18 protein-coding genes, 1 pseudogene and 1 other annotated feature are annotated in these 21152 nt (G+C 40.2%); of the genes and pseudogenes, 1 reads left to right on the top strand and 18 read right to left on the bottom strand.

Features of this window, described 5'->3' with window-relative positions:
* Positions 1–9 precede the first annotated feature (9 nt).
* From QM865_RS00605 to trpX, 13 genes are all read right to left on the bottom strand, one after another.
* A complete protein-coding gene (locus QM865_RS00605; protein ID WP_049532864.1) occupies positions 10–651 on the bottom strand; it encodes an amino acid ABC transporter permease in 642 nt (213 codons plus the stop codon).
* 304 nt (positions 652–955) lie between these two features.
* The gene (locus tag QM865_RS00600) at positions 956–1111 is read right to left on the bottom strand and encodes a hypothetical protein (protein ID WP_000502580.1); all 156 of its coding nucleotides are present in this window, start codon (positions 1109–1111) and stop codon (positions 956–958) included.
* Between the two features lie 9 nt (positions 1112–1120).
* Positions 1121–2431: a GTPase ObgE gene (gene obgE / locus QM865_RS00595; RefSeq protein ID WP_414305784.1), complete on the bottom strand. Its 1311-nt coding sequence runs from the start codon at positions 2429–2431 to the stop codon at positions 1121–1123.
* Positions 2432–2494: 63 nt separating this feature from the next.
* Entirely contained in the window at positions 2495–2629 is a 135-nt protein-coding gene (locus tag QM865_RS00590; protein ID WP_000863859.1) for a DUF4044 domain-containing protein, read from the bottom strand.
* Between the two features lie 58 nt (positions 2630–2687).
* Positions 2688–2864, bottom strand: a complete 177-nt coding sequence (locus QM865_RS00585; RefSeq protein WP_414305813.1) for a PspC domain-containing protein — start codon at positions 2862–2864, stop codon at positions 2688–2690.
* A 28-nt stretch (positions 2865–2892) separates the two neighbouring features.
* Positions 2893–4218 carry a glycosyltransferase family 4 protein gene (locus QM865_RS00580; RefSeq protein WP_077804981.1) on the bottom strand — a complete coding sequence of 442 codons (1326 nt, stop codon included), beginning with the start codon at positions 4216–4218 and terminating at the stop codon, positions 2893–2895.
* Positions 4219–4233: 15 nt separating this feature from the next.
* Entirely contained in the window at positions 4234–5277 is a 1044-nt protein-coding gene (cpoA, locus tag QM865_RS00575; protein ID WP_261041374.1) for an alpha-galactosylglucosyldiacylglycerol synthase, read from the bottom strand.
* Positions 5278–5392: 115 nt separating this feature from the next.
* The gene (locus QM865_RS00570; RefSeq protein WP_000331925.1) at positions 5393–5722 is read right to left on the bottom strand and encodes a metal-sulfur cluster assembly factor; all 330 of its coding nucleotides are present in this window, start codon (positions 5720–5722) and stop codon (positions 5393–5395) included.
* A 14-nt stretch (positions 5723–5736) separates the two neighbouring features.
* A complete protein-coding gene (rpoD, locus tag QM865_RS00565) occupies positions 5737–6846 on the bottom strand; it encodes an RNA polymerase sigma factor RpoD (protein WP_173268012.1) in 1110 nt (369 codons plus the stop codon).
* Between the two features lie 2 nt (positions 6847–6848).
* Positions 6849–8609 carry a DNA primase gene (gene dnaG / locus QM865_RS00560; RefSeq protein ID WP_414305783.1) on the bottom strand — a complete coding sequence of 587 codons (1761 nt, stop codon included), beginning with the start codon at positions 8607–8609 and terminating at the stop codon, positions 6849–6851.
* An 89-nt stretch (positions 8610–8698) separates the two neighbouring features.
* Positions 8699–9457, bottom strand: a complete 759-nt coding sequence (locus QM865_RS00555; RefSeq protein ID WP_414305782.1) for an ABC transporter ATP-binding protein — start codon at positions 9455–9457, stop codon at positions 8699–8701.
* Entirely contained in the window at positions 9454–10320 is an 867-nt protein-coding gene (locus QM865_RS00550) for an ABC transporter permease (RefSeq protein ID WP_261140435.1), read from the bottom strand. The genes QM865_RS00555 and QM865_RS00550 overlap by 4 nt, the downstream gene beginning before the upstream one ends.
* A 75-nt stretch (positions 10321–10395) precedes the next feature.
* Positions 10396–11391 (bottom strand): tryptophan ABC transporter substrate-binding protein, encoded by a 996-nt coding sequence (gene trpX, locus QM865_RS00545; protein WP_000792150.1) that lies wholly within the window; start codon positions 11389–11391, stop codon positions 10396–10398.
* A gap of 262 nt (positions 11392–11653) precedes the next feature.
* Positions 11654–11871: a binding site (T-box leader), on the bottom strand.
* Between the two features lie 171 nt (positions 11872–12042).
* Here trpX and QM865_RS00540 point away from each other — a divergent pair.
* Positions 12043–13209, top strand: a pseudogene (locus tag QM865_RS00540) (IS30 family transposase).
* A gap of 314 nt (positions 13210–13523) precedes the next feature.
* On the opposite strand, the gene ppc reads toward QM865_RS00540, so the two are convergent.
* From ppc to pepF, 5 genes are all read right to left on the bottom strand, one after another.
* Positions 13524–16220: a phosphoenolpyruvate carboxylase gene (ppc, locus tag QM865_RS00535; RefSeq protein ID WP_261075766.1), complete on the bottom strand. Its 2697-nt coding sequence runs from the start codon at positions 16218–16220 to the stop codon at positions 13524–13526.
* Between the two features lie 24 nt (positions 16221–16244).
* On the bottom strand, positions 16245–17468 hold the full coding sequence (gene ftsW / locus QM865_RS00530; protein WP_414305781.1) for a cell division peptidoglycan polymerase FtsW: 1224 nt from the start codon (positions 17466–17468) through the stop codon (positions 16245–16247).
* Between the two features lie 160 nt (positions 17469–17628).
* A complete protein-coding gene (prsA, locus tag QM865_RS00525; RefSeq protein WP_414305780.1) occupies positions 17629–18567 on the bottom strand; it encodes a peptidylprolyl isomerase PrsA in 939 nt (312 codons plus the stop codon).
* A 66-nt stretch (positions 18568–18633) separates the two neighbouring features.
* Positions 18634–19347, bottom strand: a complete 714-nt coding sequence (locus QM865_RS00520; protein ID WP_414305779.1) for an O-methyltransferase — start codon at positions 19345–19347, stop codon at positions 18634–18636.
* Position 19348: 1 nt separating this feature from the next.
* On the bottom strand, positions 19349–21151 hold the full coding sequence (pepF, locus tag QM865_RS00515) for an oligoendopeptidase F (protein WP_414305778.1): 1803 nt from the start codon (positions 21149–21151) through the stop codon (positions 19349–19351).
* Between the last annotated feature and the right edge of the window lies 1 nt (position 21152).

Here is a 21152-nt window from a genome sequence, read left to right as displayed (position 1 = left end):
GGTAGCCTCCTATCTATAGTAACTGTACTTCTTCTCAACTTTTTTGGCAAGAATGGTCACAATACCAATCAAAATCAAGTAAATGGCTCCTGCCAAGAACATTGGAACCAGACTAGCATCACGGTTGGCAGCTGTTCGACTAGCCAAGATAAGGTCTGAAATGCCTAGAGCATAAACCAGGGAAGTATCCTTGACCAAACTCATGACTTCGTTAAATACGCTAGGAAGAACAATCTTGGTCACTTGGGGCAAGATAATATAGCGCACTGTGGCAAAGGGACTGAACTTCAAGACCTTAGCAGCCTCATATTGACCTTTAGGGATAGTCTCAATCCCACCACGGAAGATTTCAGCAAAGTAAGCCGCATAATTGAGAACAAAGGCAATGATAGCCGCAGGAAGACGGTCCAAACGGATCCCAATACTTGGGAGCACATAATAGATAAAGATCAACTGCAAGAGCAAGGGTGTGCCTCGCATGATCCAGATATAAATGTTAATCAGATGATGGAGGAGCTTCCAATGGACTTGCAAGGCAAAGGCAATCAAAACGCCCAAGGGAATAGAAAAAATCAAGACCAGTGCAAAAACCTGTAAAGTCATGCTTGCACCGCTCAATAAACTCGGTAATATCTCAAACAAATAAGACATACTGACACCTCCTAAAAATAATTGCTCCTATTATAGCATAAATAAACTAAATAACCAACTATTTTTGTAAAAAAATTCTTTTTCAATAGAAAAAATACAGTGTCTTGAAGCTAGAATAGGACAACACTACTTATAAAGCCTTGTTAGTCATTTGATTTGAATTTCCTAGTCTATTTGTTTATATTCCATTTCAATATATTATAATTTATAAGTGAAAAGAAAGGACAAATTTTGCCCTTTCTCGATCTTAGCTTCTATTTGTTACAGTTAACTTGACTGATAATTGGAGTTTTATCTTACGTATTTAAGATGGATTGTCTTTTTTAGTTCGTGCTAATCTCAGGGCACGATTTGGATTGAGACGATTAAATAGTTCTTCCAATTTCTTTTCATTCCAAACGTCTGCGGCGGAAACAAAATTGCCATCCGCATCTCGGAAAGATATCGGTTTATCTCCCATATCAATCTCCTAGTCTACAAATTCAAACTCAAATTTACCAATGCGGACCAAATCACCATCTTTAGCACCACGCGCACGAAGAGCTTCATCAACTCCCATACCACGAAGCTGGCGAGCAAATTTCATGACTGATTCGTCACGATCAAAGTTGGTCATATTAAAGAGTTTCATCAGTTTTTCACCAGAAAGTACCCATGTCGCATCGTCATCACGACTAATTTCAAAGGCTTTTTCTTCATCGTCAAATCCATAATAAGCTTCTTCTTCCATATCTGACTCATCATAGAGCAAGAATTCTGGTGTCTTATCTAACAATTCAGCTGTAGCATCCAATAGCGTTGCCAGACCTTGCTTAGTCAAACCAGAAATTGGGAAGATAGCTGGTAACTCTTCAAATTCATCATAATTTTCAGCCAATTTTTTCTTAAATTCTTTAAGATTTTCTTGACTCTCAGGCATATCCATCTTATTAGCTACAATAATCTGTGGACGCTCCATAAGGCGAAGATTATAGGACTCCAGCTCTTTATTGATGGCAAGATAATCCTCATAAGGATCACGGCCTTCGCTAGCTGACATATCAATGATATGAAGGATGACACGGGTACGCTCAATGTGACGGAGGAACTGAGTCCCCAAACCAACACCTTGACTAGCTCCTTCAATCAAACCTGGTAAATCAGCTACTGCAAAGGATTCACCTGATTGAGTGCGAACCATACCTAGATTTGGCACAATGGTCGTAAAGTGGTAAGCACCAATTTTAGGTTTAGCTGAGGTAATAACACTTAAAAGGGTTGATTTCCCTACAGATGGGAATCCTACTAAGCCGACATCTGCCAAGATTTTTAGTTCCAATTGTAACTCACGTTCCTGACCTGGTTCTCCATTTTCAGAGATTTCCGGTGCAGGATTTTTTGGTGTTGCGAAACGAATATTTCCACGTCCACCACGACCACCGTGGGCAACGATAAATTCTTGACCATGTTCAATCAAATCTGTCAAAACCTTGCCAGTCTCTGCATCACGAACAGTCGTACCTTGTGGTACTCGAACTCTAAGGTCCTCAGCACCACGACCATGCATCCCTTTGGTCATTCCTTTCTCACCAGAATCAGCCTTAAAATGGCGATTATAGCGGAAATCCATGAGGGTACGTAGACCTTCATCTACAACGAAGATGACATTGCCTCCACGACCACCATCACCGCCCCAAGGACCGCCATTAGGGACATATTTTTCACGGCGAAAGGCAACCATGCCATCACCACCATTACCAGCCTTGACCTTGATCTTAGCTGTATCTAAAAACATACTCATTTTTTCTTCTCACTTTAAAAAAGGGCTGGGAAATCCCAGTCACTAAATTTTCTTGAATCTATTTTATAGATTACTGAGGGCACCAATAGCAGTTGCAAAAATTCCCAATAAACTTGCTACTAGCATGATAATCACGATAAACAAGGTTATTTTCTCAAACATAGTTTTTTTACGATTTCCATTATCTCCAAATGCCATTTTTATCTCCTTCGTTACATTCTATTTTCTATTATCTTAGCATGAATTTAGCTAGTTTTCAATAGTCAGTTGATACCGGTGCGATAATCCATAAAATGATATAAGCTACAACTCCTGCTCCATAAACAAAAGCAAGAACACCCCATATTACGCGAACAATAGTAGGATCCATATCAAAATAATGGGCTACCCCAGCACAAACACCAGCAATCTTTTTATCACGACCGCTTCTCATTAATTGTTTTTTCATACTGTTCCTCTTTCTATTCTTCATGGTCTTTCCAATAATCTCTTATGCTGATCAACTGTGTTTTTGAAGCCTTCAGCATGCGTCTAGAGCCTTTTACCGGTACAGCAACCACCTGTTGTGGTAAATACAAAACTGTCTTAAAGATACGCTGGCTGACCGTGTCATCTTTTGCTAAATCTTTCTGGAAGTTATTTGAAATAATGGCATCCAGATAAAACTCATGCACTCGTTTCCCAAAGTTCTCAGCTGAAATCTCATACAATTTCTCTGATAAGGTATGCTCATTCATATCTGGCGTTGCAATCAGGGCTTCCAAAATAGCACCAGCCAAATCATGTTCTCCATAGTACAAGGTTCCAAACATTTTATCACTGATAAGATTGTCCAGATAAGGATTTCCATGAGCAATGACAGGCGTCCCACTAGCTAAGCTTTCCAAGTAGGTCAAACCTTGGGTTTCACTTGTCGATGCCGAGATGAAGAAATCCGCCGCCTTGTAATAAAGAGCCGTCTCACTAGGAGCAATCATGCCAGTAAAGATGACGGAGTCTTGAATCTCTAGTTTCTTGGCTTGCTCTTTGAGGTCATCCAGATAAGGACCATCCCCAGCTACCACCAGTTTGACATTGTCTTCTTCTTTCAAAACTTCTGCAAAGGCTGCTAGTACTGCTTGAATATTTTTTTCATAGGAAATTCTGGAAAGACTCAGCAACATCTGTTCATCATCTTGAATCCCTAATTTACTACGCAGTTCTTTCAGATTTTCTTTCTTGATTTCTGGACGCTCAAACTTGGCTAATTCAATACCAGTTGGAATGACCCGTTTTTCCACCTTGACCTTATAGTCAGATAACAAGTCACGGACAATCTCACTCGGGCAAATAACCCCATCTACATCATGCAAGAAACCTCTAACCAAGTACTTGACCATACTCGGACGAATCAACATCCCCTTGGCAATATAATGCACATAGTCTTCGTACTGGGTGTGATAGGTATGGATGACTGGAATCTTCAATTCACGCGCAATCCAAATCCCCAACAAGCCAAGAGAAAATTCTGTCTGAGTATGGATAATATCCAGTTGATATTGTTTAGCAATTTCAAGCGCCTTGCTGAATCCTCGATAGGCAAAGCGGCGATCCTTAAAAGCAAAGAAGGGAACACTTGGAATGCGGATAATTTGCCAATCTTCATAACGATTGACATCCTTATCTGTCGTCGTAAAGATAAAAACAGCGTGTCCCTGCTTTTCAAGTTCTGTTTTCAAGGTTCGAATACTGGTCGCAACACCTGAAACCTGAGGAAAATAGGTATCTGTAAATAAACCAATTCGCATAGATTACCTCACTTTTTACTTTCTCCCTAAAGCGGCTTGTTTCTCATAAAAGTCCAACCAGATTTGTAACAGATGCTCTTCTGAATACTCTCTAGAAATATTCTTAGCTTTTTCTTTCAAATCTTTTAAAGCAGCAGGATTTGCTTGATATTCTAAAATAGCTTCTTTCATTTCTTCTCTGTCTGCTGTCGCCCGATAATTCCCCTCTAAAATCACCTTATAAAGATCCAAATCACGCAACATAATCGGAGCTTCACAACTGGCAGCCTCTAAAATCGTCATCGGAAAGAGCTCATTGTAACTAGGAAGCAAGAAAAGATCCGCTAGGGCATACAACTCGCGCATTCGCTCTGGTGAGACAATTCCTGGAAAAATCAAATTTTTAGGGGGATTCTCCATGATTTTCTTGTAACGTTCATAACCATCTGTCATACCACCAAAAGAGAAACCACCTGCCCAGATAAAGGTAATCTGCGGCAATTCCTCAGCCAGACGGATAAAATCGTCAATCCCTTTGCGCTTCTGAACTTGACCAGCACCTACTACGATAAACTGATTGTCACTAAGACCTAGCTCTGTACGCAGTTTCGCTACCTCTTCCTGTGGAAGAGGATGCCATTTTTCCTTGTTTACAAAGTTAGGAATATAAGTCACTTTTTCACGTGGAATACCAGCTGCCACCAAATCCTCAATAAACATAGGATTAACAACAACCAAGTGCTCCATCCGATTGTAAAAAGAAAATACATAGCGTTTAACAATTCCCTTTAAGAAAAATGGAATTTTCAAACTCCCCTCAAGTGTGTCAGGCAAGAAATGCACATAGCCAATTTTCCTTCCTGAGCGTTTCTTTTGGAATGTTGATAAATAATAGGGGAAATCAATCGTATGAAAGTGAGTCACATCTGCCTCTATTGGAAGATTTTCTGTAACAATCAATTGGTCCTTGGCATCACGATGAAGAAGACGAACTAATTCACGGTAGGCACCTGAAACTCCTTGTCCTGCTACTTTCTCACTTGAACTCAACATATTGATGCGTAATTTCTTTTTTTCCATAACTACTATTATATCATTTTCTTTGAATAAAATCAGCAAAAGAAAGGAGAGACTAGAGGAAAAGATGGGGAAATTTCCTCGCTTTTCCAATAATCTCTCACATGCTATTATATGTTTACTTAATGCCTAGGGCAATGCGTGCATAGCGACTCATTTTTTCAACGGTCCAGGCTGGATACCAAACTAATTTGACCTCAGTATCCGTTACTTCTGGCACCTCTGTCATGGCATCATAAATCTGGTCCGTCAAAAGGTCAGCTAGGGGACAACCCATAGTTGTCAACGTCATATCAATCTCTGTTTGCCCTGTGTCGCCGTCAAAACGAATCTCATAAATCAAACCAAGATTGACAATATCGATTCCCAACTCAGGGTCGATGACTTCTTCCAAGGCTGATAAAATTCGTGTTTTGATGTTTTCAATTTGTTCTTCTGTATAAGCCATATTTTTCCTCACTCCTAGTCTTCAATAAAATCACGAAGTGGTTTGCTGCGACTTGGTTGGCGTAGTTTTCTCAAAGCCTTTGCTTCAATCTGACGGATACGCTCACGAGTTACGTTAAAGACTTTCCCCACATCTTCAAGGGTGCGCATTTTTCCATCATCTAGTCCAAAACGTAGACGCAGAACATTTTCTTCACGGTCTGTAAGAGTATCTAAGACTTCATCCAACTGCTCACGCAAGACGATACGAGTCGTATAATCCACTGGATTTTCAATCACTTCATCTTCGATAAAGTCTCCAAGATGGCTATCATCCTCTTCACCGATTGGAGTTTCAAGAGATACTGGTTCTTGGGCAATCTTCAAGATTTCACGAACCTTATCAGGTGTCATATCCATTCGTTCAGCGATTTGTTCTGGCGTTGGATCTTGTCCCAATTCTTGAAGGAGATTACGTTGTTCACGAACCAGTTTATTGATGGTTTCAACCATATGAACTGGGATACGGATGGTACGAGCTTGATCTGCAATAGCACGAGTGATAGCCTGACGAATCCACCAAGTTGCGTAAGTTGAAAACTTGAACCCTTTAGAATAGTCAAACTTGTCAACCGCCTTCATCAAGCCCATATTTCCTTCTTGAATCAAGTCAAGGAACTGCATACCACGGCCGACATAGCGTTTGGCTATAGAAACAACCAAACGAAGGTTAGCTTCCGCAAGACGTTGTTTGGCTTCGATATCGCCAGCTTCAACTGCTAGTGCCAATTCTTTTTCCTCTTCATTGGTCAAAAGAGGAACAACCCCGATTTCTTTCAAGTACATACGAACAGGGTCGTTGACCTTAGCCGAAGTTGACCCAATCAAGTCCTCATCGCTGAGTTCTGGTTCTTCTTCAGCACTAAGAACACGCGCACTTGGATTTCCTTCGTTATCTGTGATAGAAATCCCTGCATCCTGAATCCGTTGCAAGAGATCTTCAATCCCATCAGCGTCCAAGGTAAAAGGAATGACAAGACTAGCATTGATTTCATCATCTGTTGCTGTCCCTTTTTGCTTATGATTACGGATAAATTCTGCTACTTGTACGTCAAATGTTGTTACTTCTTTTTGTTTTGTTACCATTATTACTCCATTCTTCTCTTTTGTGAAATTAAACGTTCCAATTCTTCTAAGGCTGTGTCAGTATCTCCTACATGGCTAGCTTCCTGCACCTTCTTTTTGATTCTCATATTGTCCTGATTCAAGAGAGCCTTGTTTCGAGTCATTTCTACTTCACTAAGTTCCTGTGGTGACATCTCAGCAGGCAAATCCTGAGCTAAAACTTGGTACCAAGCTCTTTCAACTTCCTCTGTCTGTTCTGCTAAAACTTCTGGAGGAAGATTGCCATACTGACCAAGCAAGTCATATAAGACCTGAAATTCAGGTGTATCAAATGCAAAGTCTTCTCGCAAGCGGTAATCGTTCAAAATAAGAGAGGATTCCATCATTCGATAAAGTAGATGAGCTTCTGCCCTCATAATAGCTGATAACTGCTTGGTGACAGGCATAGTGATTTGCGTCGATCTGGAAATCCCTTCCATGCGATTCTGTCTTTGTGCCTGCCGACTCTCATTAACAATCTGCTCAATCTGAGCATAATCAAAGGATGCCAGACTGTCAGCTAAAATATGAATATAGCTGTTTTGAGCAGTGATAGACTTTTCTTGAACAATCAAGGGAGCTATTTTTTCAATAAACTCAATCTGAGCCTGCAAATTTTCACTATTTTCAGGCTTATACTGGTGAATGTAGAACTCAATCGGACTAATACGAGTTTTCGTTAATAGATAGGCCAAGTCTTCTGGACCATTTTTTTGTAGATATTCATCTGGATCCAAGTTATCAGGCATGCTGACGATTTGCACAGGCATATCACAAATTTCGTCCAGCGCTTTCAATGTCGCAGCTTGCCCAGCCTTATCGCCATCGTAAACAAGAACCAACTTCTTGGTTAACCTTTTCAGATGCTCAACATGCTCTCGACTCAAGGCCGTTCCCATAGATGCCACAGCGTTTTCAATTCCAGCCCGATAGGCTGCGATGACATCCATGAACCCTTCCATGAGGTAAATCTCACTGGTTTTACCAGAAGATTTTTTTGCCCTATCCATATGATATAATTCGTAACTTTTGTTAAAAATTGCAGTCGATCGGCTATTTTTATACTTAGAAGTTTGTGAATCCGTTTTCTGCCAGATACGACCTGAGAAGGCAATGACCTTTCCCTGGTCATTGGTCAAGGGAAACATGATGCGATTGTGAAAAGTGTCTACAAATTGATTGGCATCTGATAGGTAAAATAGCCCTGAATCTAGGAAATCCTCATCACGATACTGACCAGACAAACGTTGATACAGATAGTTTCGTTCTGGAGGTGCCAAACCAATCCGAAAATGCTTGAGCACTTCATCTGTCAAACCACGCTGATAGAGGTAGTTTCTGGCCTCTTCCCCCATGGTCGTTGTCATGAGAATAGCATGATAAAATTTGGCAGCATCTTCGTGCATATCATAAAGAGCTTGGTGGGGTGAAGATGGCTTCTGTTCACTATAAAGCGGTTTTTCCACCTCTATCCCGACACGCTGACCTAAGATTTGGACAGCCTCCATAAAGGGAACCCCTTGGTACTCCTCGATGAACTTAAAGACATCACCTGAGCGACCACAACCAAAACAGTGGTAAAACTGCTTGTCCTCTACAACGTTGAAAGAAGGTGTTTTTTCACCATGAAAAGGACAGAGCCCTAGATAGTTCCGTCCTGCCTTTTGTAAAGAAATCACATCTCCTATGACTTCCACAATGTTGGCATTGTTTTTGATTTCTTCAATGACTTGTTTGTCAACCATACACAATACCTCCATGTTATCATAGTTTACTTTATATAGTATACTTTATTTCAGAAAAAAAGTAAACCATTTCACTCATTTTCCCTACTTTATTCAAAGAGCTGATAATAATCAGAGATTTTCATTTTTGCTTTTTCTTCTTGCTTCAAATCTTGGATAATTCGTCCTTCTTTCATGACAATTAAGCGATTGCCATACTTAAGAGCATCTTCCATATGGTGGGTAATCATAAGCGCTGTCAGCTGATCTTTCTTGACAAATTCATCTGTCAATTCCATCAAAGCAACACTAGTCTTTGGATCAAGGGCCGCAGTATGCTCGTCCAACAAGAGTAATTCAGGACGCTTCAAGGTTGCCATCAAGAGACTCAGGGCCTGTCTTTGTCCACCAGATAAGAACTCAATCGGTGTATTCAAATGTTTCTCAAGACCATTTCCCACTTTTTCAATGGTTGTCTGAAATTCATCCTTGTAGCTAGCCAGACGTCTTGGAAAGAGTCCACGCTTTTCACCACGAAATTTGGCAATCAAGAGATTCTCTGCCACTGTCATACGAGGAGCTGTCCCCATCTTGGGATCTTGGAAGACTCGAGACAGATACTTAGCCCGCTTCTCGGGTGAAAACTTGGTAACATCTTCACCTAAAATACGGATGGTTCCACTGGTTAAGGGCAAGGTTCCTGCAATGGTGTTAAAGAGAGTTGATTTACCAGCACCATTTCCACCCAAAATCGTGATAAAATCCTGTTCAAAAATTTCTAAGGAAACATCATTTAAAATAATCTTTTCTTCATCAAAGCCATTTTTAACGACTTTGGTTGCATTTTTTAATTCTACAATTGCTGTCATTTACTTAACTTGGCTCCTTTCAAGATGGTTTGCTTAAACGTAGGAATCATGAGGCAGACTGCTAAAATCACTGCACTGTATAGACGAAGGTAACTTGTATTAAAGCCAAGCGCAATAACTGCCCACACTAAGAATTGATAAGCGATAGAACCTACAACGATGGTAACCAGACGTTCTGCCAAGCTCAAACTCTTGAAGATAACTTCTCCAATAATCAAACTTGCAAGCCCCACAACGATAACCCCGATTCCTCGAGATACATCGGCATAACCTTCTTGCTGGGCAATGAGAGCTCCTGCAAGGGCAATCACACCATTTGATAAGACCAATCCCATGAGCTCCATGCGTCCAGTATGAATCCCGAAACTTCTAGCCATATCAGGATTGTCACCTGTAGCAATATAAGCTTGTCCGAGTTTGGTATCCAAGAAAAAGAGCATGAGAGCAATAACAATACTCACAAAGATGAGACCTGTCAAGAGTTGGTTCAAATCTGAATCAAAAGGCAAGACATCCTGAATTTGCTTAGTTCCAAGTAAGCCTAAATTGGCGCGTCCCATAATCAAGAGCATGATAGAGTGACAAGAAGTCATCACCAAAATCCCTGAGAGCAAGGTTGGGATCTTCCCTTTTGTATAAAGAAGTCCTGCTGCCATTCCAGCCAAACAACCTGCTCCTACAGCAAGCAGTGTTGCTAAAAAAGGGTTCACGCCTTTGGTTATCAAAGTGACAGCAACAGCTCCCCCAAGAGGGAAGGAACCTTCTGTCGTCATATCTGGAAAGTTTAAAATCCTAAATGTCATAAAGATCCCCAGACCTAAAATAGCCCAGACAAATCCTTGAGAAATAATAGATAGTATCATCTGTTTCTTAACCTTTTCTATACGATTTCTATTGTAAAAAATTGGAGGAGATGTCCCCAACTCCTCCATTGTAGATTATTCAATCACTTGTCCTGCTTCTTTTAGAACAGATTCAGGAATCGTAATACCTAGCTCTTGTGCCAATTTTTTGTTGATTACTGACTTACCAGTTGAAAAGACATTGACTGGAGTATCAGCTGGTTTTGCACCTTTCAAGACTTGCGCAATCATTTTACCAGTTGCCACACCAAGGTCGTGTTGGTCAACTACAACTGATGCCAAACCACCAGCTTCTACCATTGCAGTTGCACTTGGGTAGATTGGTTTTTTAGCTGATTGGTTGCTTGATACAACTGTTGAAAATGCAGATGCGATTGTGTTATCGATTGGAACCCAGATAGCATCAACCTTGCTAGTCATAACGTTAACTGTTGAAGCAATTTCATTTGTTGAAGGAACTGCAAATGTTTCCACTGTCAAACCTGCTTTTTCAGCATAAGCCTTAAATTCTTCAACCTGTGTTTTTGAATTGTCTTCGCTACTTGAGTAAAGGGCTCCGATTGTTTTTACATTTGGTGTAAGAGCCTTAATGAGTTCAACTTGTTGTTGAGCTGGATTGTGGTCAGATACCCCTGTAATGTTGCCACCTGGTTTTTTCAAATCTTTGACCAAGTTCGCACCGATTGGGTCTGTAATAGCGGCCATGATAACCGGTAGGTCTTTTGTGGCACTAGCCAAACCTTGAGCAGCTGGTGTTGCGATACCAACTACAAGGTCATTCCCATTTGCAACCAATTGTTTACTCATTGTCGCAACCTTACTTTGGTCACCTTCTGAGTTCATAAAATCGATTTTAACTTGATCATCTTTATATCCTTCTTCTGCAAGTCCATCTTGAATCCCTTTATAAATCAAGTCAAGAGATGGATGGCTCACAAACTGAAGAACACCAACTTTGGCAACTTTCTTTTCATTTTTAGCTTCTGGTTTATTCATTGAAGAGTAAATCAAGCTTCCTGCTACTAAGACTGCTAACGCAGCGATAATTCCAATTAAACGTTTATTTTTCATTCTATTTCTCCTTTTTATTCCTTTAAAATACTTCACTTATCTAATACTCTTCGAAAATCAAATTAAACCACGTCAGCGTCGCCTTACCGTAGCTTGGTTACTGACTTCGTCAGTTCTATCCACAACCTCAAAGCAGTGCTTTGAGCAACCTGCGGCTAGCTTCCTAGTTTGCTTTTTGATTTTCATTGTGTATAAACAAGCGACGCCATCGTTTTCTTTCCATACTAACCTCCATCAAAAAAGTCCTCACACAAAAAACTTGTGTGAGGACGTCGATGCGCGGTACCACCTCAATTATAGGGAATTTCCCTATCGCTCTGTCTCGCAATAACGAGATGCACTGTAAGGTGTGCTCACCGAATTTTTATGATTTCAAATTCTAAATAACATTCAGCCCAATTTTCATCATCATCACTTATCTGTTTTCAGCTACCACAGACTCTCTAAAAAGTTTGTATGATTACTTTTCTGAATGGTTAAATTATATCATTTTTCAACTACTTGTCAAGACTCTTTTAGCATTTTTTTGAACTATTCAAAAACTGCTAACTTCTCAAAGTAACTTCCATCTCTCTCCCAAAACTGGAAGTTACTCTCAGACGACGAATTATGCTAGAATTAAGCCTGAGACTTTTCGTGAGGAGGCACCTCATGACGAAAAAACAAAAACATCTCACTCTAGAAGACCGTATTGACATCCAAACCGGAATCAGCCAATAAGAGACTTTCCGTTCCATCGCTGAGAAGATGGGAAAAGACCCATCAACGATTTCAAAGGAAATCAAGCGCAATCGCATCATTCATCCAACATCCGTCAAATCTGATTGCACGGATTGCCCTCTTCTCAAAAAAGCTCCTTATGTCTGTAACAACTGTCCAAAAAAGAGGAAGGATTGTGGGTTTAACCGCTATCTTTACTATGCGAAAAAGGCACAGGAACAGTACGAGACTATGTTGAGGGAGTCCAGAGAGGGCATTCCCCTAAACAAGGAAAGTTTTTATCAGATGGACAAGGTCTTAACCCAAGGCATCCAGAAGAAACAAAGCATCTACCATATCATTCAGACACATAACCTACCTGTGTCGAAAGCTACGGTGTATCGGCATGCCAAGCTGGGATATCTGACAGCCAAGCCCATTGATTTTCCTCGGATGGTCAAGTTCAAGGAACGCAGAAAATCCAGAAAAGTAGCTATTCCCAAAGAGCTAAAAATTGGGCGAACCTACCAAGATTTCCAAGAGTTACGAGAAACAGATGATTTCTTCAAATGGTTGGAAATGGACACGGTCATCGGCATACCGGGTGGAAAGCTACTGCTCACCTTCAACGTTTCCTTCTGCAACTTCCTCTTCGCCTTGCTTTTGGACAACAAGACCGCTCTGGAGGTCACCACTAAATTCGCAGCTTTGAAAGAAAGAGTCATGGACGGAGGGGTTGCGTTCCATCAGCTGTTCCCTGTCATTCTCACGGACAACGGATCTGAGTTCTCCTATGTGGAGGAGCTTGAGCGAGACATTGATGGTAAGTCTCACCTCTACTTCTGCGACCCTAGCCGTCCTGACCAGAAGGGGCGAATTGAGAAGAACCATACAGTTTTGCGAGCCATTCTTCCCAAGAGCACTTCCTTTGACCAGCTGACTCAGAAAGACGTCAATCTAGTCATTTCCCATGTCAATTCCTTGAAACGAGAAGAGTTTCAAGGAAAATCTGCTTACGACGTCTGCACCTTCACCTTTGGCGAGGACATCGCCGCTCTTCTGGGTTGCCAATTTGTCAAACCAGAAGACACACACTTATCACCTGATTTATTGAAATAAAGGGAATTTTCCCCTCTAACTACACATCTTATCACCATCGAAAAGTCTCAAACTAAACGCTAGCAACTGGAAGTTACTCTAAGACGACTCTGTTTTAGGGCTATTTGTCGTGCACTTTTTTCTGTGTCTTTTCGCTTTTGAACCCTTATATATCAAGAAAAAGAAAACCAGCGGAAGTTAGTCTAAAACGGATTTCCACTGATTTCACGCGTTTTTCTCATACTAAAAGCTAGGTTGGGGGAAACTGGAAGTTAGTTTTAGAAGTTACCCTATTCAAAAACTTCCCCTATAGAAAAGAGGAAGTTTGATAGGTATCAGCCTGAATTACGCAATCCTGTCGCAATTCCGTTGATGGTTGTATGGATTAATTTTTCTTGATCGCTTGATAATTCTCCTCGGCGTTGACGTTTAATCAACTCCAACTGGATATAGTTAAGGATATTAAAGTAAGGCATACGATAATCCAAACTTGCTTTTAGATATGGATTTTCAGCCAAGAGTTCATCATATCCTTCGATAGCCAAGATGACTTCCTTGGTAACTTGCCATTCATTTAGAATAGTCTCATAAATTGCTTTTACTTGATCATCTTCACAAAGTTTGGCATATTCAAAAGCAATATTCATATTTGATTTTGACAAGACCATGTCTACATTTGAAAGAAGTGACTGGAAGAAAGGCCAATTTTGGTACATATCTCGTAGGATAGCGATATTTTCTGGATTTTTATCAATAAATTCTTTGAAACTTGATCCGACACCATACCAGCCAGGGAACATGACACGGCTTTGTGACCATGAGAATACCCAAGGAATAGCTCGCAAACCACCGATTTCAGTAATGGTCTTACGAGCGGCTGGACGAGAACCAATATTAAAGCTTGAAATAGCCTTGATTGGACTTGACTCGAAGAAATAATCATAGAAATGGTCATTACCAAAGACCAAATCACGGTAGATATCGTAACTACGGTCCACCACTTGGTCCATAATTGCTTCATAACGATTTGAGGTATTGGTATCACTCTTCTTCTGAGTAATCATACGGTTAATGGCTGCAGATACTAGCATTTCAAGGTTATAGTAGGCTGCGTCTTTGTTACCGTATTTATTCCCAATTACTTCCCCCTGCTCCGTCAAGCGGATACGATCCTTAATGGATTTGAGCGGTTGAGATGTGATGGCTTCATAGGTTGGTCCACCACCACGACCGACAGTCCCACCACGGCCATGGAAGAAGGTAACCTTAACACCAAATTCATCTCCGATAGCAGTCAATTGTTGTTGAGCCTTGTAGAGGGTCCAACATGATGATAGGTAGCCACCATCTTTATTACTATCAGAGTAACCAAGCATGATTTCTTGGTAGTTATTACGTGAAGCAATCCATTTCTTAGCAAGAGGAAGAGAAAGGTATTCTCTCATAGTTTCTTCTGAGTGGTCCAAGTCCTCAATTGTTTCAAAGAGAGGAACGATTTGGACACGGGCTCTTTCTTTATCAACTAACCCTACTTCTTTTAGCAAGATAGCCAATTCCAGCATGTCTGATACGCTGGTTGCATGTGAAATGATAGTCTGACGAATAACATCATCTCCCAACTTATCTTTCAACTTACGAGCAGCCTTAAAGATTGCTAATTCTTTTTCAAGTAACTCTGATTTTTCAACATGAGTGGCAGAAAGAATACGTGGATCTTCTTCTAATTCTTTCAAAAGAAGTTGGCATTTTTCTTCTTCACTGAGTTCGCTATAATGAGAATGAATTCCTGCTGATTTCAAGAGTTCAGCTACACAGGCTTCGTGAACACTAGAATCTTGACGCATGTCAATAGATGCCAAATAGAAACCAAAAATTTCAACTGCCTGAATTAACTCAACAAAATCACCAGAAATCAGTGCTTCACCCTTATTTTCCATGAGGGAATCACGAATGGTAATTAAATCCTTATAAAAATCATTGGCCGTTTCATAGCGAGCCCCAACTTCCTTATCCTCAATCAGATAGGTTTTTGTTGCTTGGATTTTTGATTGAATATCAAACAAGGCACGACGATACAGCTCTTTTTCACGATAAATAGAGTTATCCTTGGATTGACGAGCCATTTCTCTGACTTGCTTGCTTACATTGACAATACTGGTTGAGAGAGAGAATTCACGATAAAGTTGGTAAATCTTTTCATCATAGTAGTTCATGATGACTTCACACTGAGTCATAGCAGATTGTTTCAAGGTATCTGCTGTAACAAAAGGATTACCATCACGGTCTCCACCAATCCACATTCCCATGGTAATCGGTTTAGGATGTTTTAACTCCAAGCCATGTTTTTTAGCCAGACGCTTGTACTCAGCAGTCAAATGAGGAACTGCCTTCAGGAATGAACTATTGTAGTATTCCATAACATTCGTAATTTCATTGGTTACTTTCAATTTCTTTTCACGAATCATATCTGTCTGCATGATAATCTCAATGTAACGACGGAGATCATTATGCCATTTTTCCTTATTAATCAAGCCTAATTTCACATCACGATACTTACGCAAGAGGGTGTGGATATGGTTAGTCAAATCCAACATACTCTTACGTTGCACTTGCGTTGGATGGGCTGTCAAAACAGGGACAACATTCAAGTGTTCTAGAATTTCAACCGCATTTTCTTTTTCAGCAACCATTTTGATTGTTGCTGACAACTTACCAAGATAATCTTGATCGATATTATTTTGGTGGTTGATTTCATAAGCCAAATCCACGTCTTCTGAAATATTAATCAAGAGGGGCAAGATAGAGAAATAGCGTGAAATATAAGCCATTTCATCATTTGACAGACTAGTAACCAATTGGTTCAAGCCTTGATAATCTTCTTGAGTTGACAATTCTTTCAACTGCATAATTTTTTCAAAAGTCTCTGGGGCAAGCATATTTTTAGTGATATCTTCTAACAATTCTGTTAAAATCAATACTTCTTCTTGCACGACAGCTTTATTACTATAGTTTTCTAATTTTTGAAGAGACATAGGTAATCCTTTCCACTATCAGCTCTACATATAGTTTGAGGAGTGAGCTTCTAACTCCTCATACAATTGAGCACGCTTTTCACTTGCATCAATATTTAAGACAAAGGCGATGGCTACAGACAAGACCAGAAGACTGTTTCCTCCTTGCGATAAGAAAGGGAAAGTTACTCCTGTCGAAGGAATAATACCAGAAATTCCACCGATATTGACAAAGACCTGTACCAACATCATCCCCCCAACCCCAATCGCCATCATGGAATTAAAGGGATTCTTAGCACGAATTCCTACTAGAATAATTCTCAAAATAAGGAAAAAGACAAGTGCTAAAATCAATCCAGCTCCCACAAATCCAAACTCTTCAATGACAATTGAAAATACAAAATCTGTATGGGCCTCTGGTAAATAACCTCGTTTTTCGATTGAATTTCCTAAGCCTAGACCAAACCACCCACCATTCACCATGGCAAAGTAGGAATTGGCGAGTTGGTGACCTGCTCCTGCCAAATCAGCAAAGGGGTTAAAATAAGCACTGAAACGCTTGGCCACATATCCAAATACTGGAATTTTTGAAAATTTATCAACCCCTATAAAAGAAATCAGTGATAAGGATAGGGCAGAAACTCCCACCAAAATTCCCAAAAAAGCAATAAACCATCTATAAGCGATACCACTAATCGTATACATAATCAAGGCAACCAAAGCTAAAATAGAAGCATTCCCCAAATCTGGGAAAATAGCAAGGCTCCCAATCAGTACAAAGAGGACAAAGCGCCAATCATTAAAAGCACGAGGAATCCATTGATTTTGAGTTAAAACTTGGAAATCATAAACAGCAATTTCATCCTGTTGTTTTGAAAAGCGTTGGGCCAGGTACCAGACGATAATAATCTTCAAATATTCAGCTGGCTGAATGGTCAAAGGTCCTACCGATATCCAACCATAGGCTCCATTAACTGGCGTACCAATTATACGAGCCAGAGCTAAGAGAATTAGCTCAATAAACATAACAATAAATAAAAGTCGTTCTTTTCTTAAAAAATTCAGTTTCAGCTTATATATCAAGGCAATCAATATTAAACTAAATCCCCAAAACATTCCCTGACTTCGAACTAATTGCAGGGCACTTTTACCTTCTTCGATTAGAATGGCACTGGTTGTAGAATAGACTACAATCAAGCCCAAAATAGATAAAAGTAAGTAAGGAACTAGGATAGAATAGTTTAATAGGTGCCTCTTACTAATCTTCATAGTATCACCAATCTAATGAGAACAAAAGAAATTATTCCCAAATTCCGTTTATTTTCTAGTTTTGATTGCTATTATACCATTTTTTCCGAAAGAAAAAAACTCTTATCCTTAAGATAAAAGATTTTCTCATAAGAAAAAGAGCACTTGGCTCTTTTCTGTTTTATTCTTTTGATGAACTGCTTGAGCTTGAATCTCCACCACCGATATATTGAGTGAAGATATTTTGGAAGGCTTGATCTTTAACCTTGATATTGGCTGCTTGCAATTCTTTTCCGATAATGCTTTGAACAAATGTCGCATCGTTTTGTTTTTGGGTTAAGATAACAGTTTTTAATTTTTCTTTGTAGTCATCAATATTAGATGATTTTTCTGTTTTCTTAGTGAGTTTAACAATGTAATATTGGCTGCTGTAGGCTTGTGTACCAGCGGCTGTAATCACATCAGAAACCCCATTTACATCTAGAGCAAAAGCTGCTTTCTTAACTTGTTCTGGTACTTCTGTTGAAGCAGAATCAAAGGTGATTTCTCCACCGTTCGCTTTGGTTTTCTCATCAGTTGAGTTATCTTTGGCTAATTGAGCGAAATCTGCACCACTTGCCTTAGCTTTTTCGAGGACTTCTTTCGCTTTATCCTCATTATCAAGACGAATGATTTGAGCCGTTACATCTGGAGTATATTCATCAAAGGCCTTCTTATAAGCATCATCTGTCAATTCAGCTTCTGCTGCCTTCTTAACTGCCAACTCAACCAATTTACTTGTACGAATTTGAGCTTTACGTGTTTCAAGAGTCATGCCTGCTTGTGACAAGACACGTTGGTAGTTCTCACCATATTGTTTTTCTTCTTCGGCAATAGTGTCGTTGACTTCTTTATCATCTACTTCTGAACCGTATTGTTTCTCAAACACTTTTTGGATGGTCAAGTTCAACAACACTTGTTGAGCTGAAGGATTGCTTTTCACTTGCTCATAAAATTGATGTTCTGTGATAACATCTCCTTTCATGCTGATAAGGTCTGCCCCTTCTGAACCTTTCGAACAAGCTGCTAAAGTTGCTACTGATAATAGTGTAATGGCTCCTGCCAATAATTTTTTCTTCATGTCTACTCCTTTGAGATAAGTGTTACCCTATCTATTTTACTATATTTTCTTAAATTTTTCTGAAAATCATTCGCTGTCAGGCAATTGAACATCTGCTACATTTTTACGAAGCATGAGAATGCCATCTCCCAGAGGTACTAATGTTGCGGTGAGTCCTGGATTGTCTAAGGTTGCATCAAATAGTCTTTGAAGTCCTCTGTAAATAGTTCGCTGGCCACGACGGACTTCCATAATGTCCTTGGCAACATCACCACCTTGGAAAATATCATCCAAGACAACCACACCTCCAACGTCCAAATGTTTGAGGATTTCTGGCAGAAAGACGATGTATTTAGACTTGGCTGAATCCATAAAGACAAAATCATAGGACTCTGTCAAGGTAGATAAGACATCTACCGCATCTCCCTCTAGGAGCGTAATTTGCTTGCGACTGTCAAACTGGGCGAAATTATCCTTGGCAAAACCAATCATTTCTGGATTGCGGTCAATGGTTGTAATCTTGGCCTTTGGCGCATGTTCCGCCATCAAGAGTGCTGAAAACCCGATGGCTGTCCCAATTTCCAGTATGTTTTTAGGTTGCATGGTTTCCATGAGAAAACGGAAATAAGCAACCGTTTCATGGGGGATGATGGGAATATTTTCCTTGTGAGCAAAGTCTTCCAATTCTTTCAGGGAACCTGTGACTTGCTTTTGACGCTGACGCATCAAGTCAACAATTTCTTCCTTGACGACAGGGCGACGCATGTTATGGTTGGCATTCTTACTATACGATTCAACCATCTTATGCCAATCCCAATTTTTCAACAAGGGCTTCAAACTCATTCAAACGACGTTCAAAGACTGCAAAGGCATCGTTGAGATAGTCTTCCTTCTCCATATCAACACCAGCTTTTCTCATGACATTAAGTGGATAGTCAGATTTACCTGCCTTGAGGTAGTCGATATAGCGCTCACGGTCTTCTTGACTACCATGGACAATTTTTTCAGCCAGGGCTGAAGCTGCTGCAAAGCCTGTTGAATATTGATATACATAATAGTTATAGTAGAAGTGTGGGATGCGGGCCCACTCGTATTGGATTTCAGGATTGTCTTCCTTACTCAAACCATAATACTCTTGGTTCAAGTTTGCGTAGAGTTTATTTAGGAAATCGCTTGTCAAGACTTCCCCATTTTGATCCGCTTGGTGAATAACGTGTTCAAACTCGGCAAATTGAGTTTGGCGGAAAACTGTTCCACGGAAACCATCTAGGAAGTTATTGAGAATAGCAAAGCGCGTTGCGTCGTCTTCCACTTCTTCCAATAATTTCTCCGTCAAGATATTTTCATTGGTAGTTGATGCAATCTCAGCCAAGAAGATAGAGTAATCTCCGTAAACATAAGGCTGAGTCTCACGAGTATAGCTGGAATGCATGCTGTGACCTGTTTCATGAACAAGGGTGAAGAGATTGTCCAGATTGTCCTGCCAGTTAAGGAGCATAAAGGCATTGGTATCGTAAGAACCACCAGAGTAGGCCCCTGAACGCTTGCCTTGATTTTCGTAAACATCAATCCAACGCTCACTGAAAGCACGTTTAACACGGCTCAAGTAATCCTCACCCAAGACTGCCAAGGCATCTTCTGCCTTTTTCAAGGCTTCTTGGTAGGTAAAACTGTATTCAACAGATGAAAGCGGTGTGTAGACATCGTACATCTTGAGGTCTGAAATCTCCAAAATCTTTGAACGAAGCTCAAGGTAACGATGCAAGAGGGGTAAATGCTTGCGAACTGCTGCTACCAAATTGTCATAAACACTCTCTGGAACAAAATTCGCCGCTAGGGCTGCATGACGAGCACTCTTGTAGTTACGAACTTTGGCACGGTAGTTTTGCACCTTAACATTGGTTTGCAAGGTTTTGGCATAGGTATGTTGGAATTGTTCATAAGTCGCATACAGAGCTTGATAGGCCCCACGGCGAACCTCACGATTTTTAGACTCCATCAAACGCATATAAACGCCATGTGATAATTGTACCTCGTTACCATCTTCATCTTTAACAAATGGAAAGACGATATCTGCATTATCTAAAATAGCGAAGGTTTCACTTGCCGAACCAAAGATTTCACCAGCTCCAGCCAATAATTCTTCTTCGCGTTGTGAAAGAACGTGATCCTTGCCTTGCAAAAGCTTGTCAAAATAGTGTTGATAAACCTGCAATTTTGGCTGAACTTCTAAAAAGTCAGCATACTGCTCTTCACTAATTTCCATAAATTCAGGTTCATAGAATGAAAAGGCTTGGTCTAGCTGGCTGTAGAGTGTCATGGCCTTAGCATAGTACTCTTGGTACTTAGCTTCACGTGTATCCTGGTCATTCTTCATATGAGCATAAACGTAAAGCTTCTCCATTTGGCGTTCCATTTCAAGAGAAAATTCAGTAATTTCGAGTAGGCTATCCGCACTATCCAAGAGATGGCCTTCATACTGGGCTACTGTCTCCAATTTTTCTGTTAAATCTTTTAAGGCTTCTTCCCAAGCCTGGTCAGTTGGGTAGATCGTTGATAGATCCCATGTATCTTTTTCATTTATTTCATTTCTTTGTAATACCATT

It is taken from the genome of Streptococcus mitis, from assembly GCF_047462815.1.
Classification (GTDB): Bacteria; Bacillota; Bacilli; order Lactobacillales; family Streptococcaceae; genus Streptococcus; species Streptococcus mitis_DO.
The sequence above is the reverse complement of the archived record's forward strand: the minus strand, read 5'-3'. Positions and strand labels throughout refer to the sequence as shown.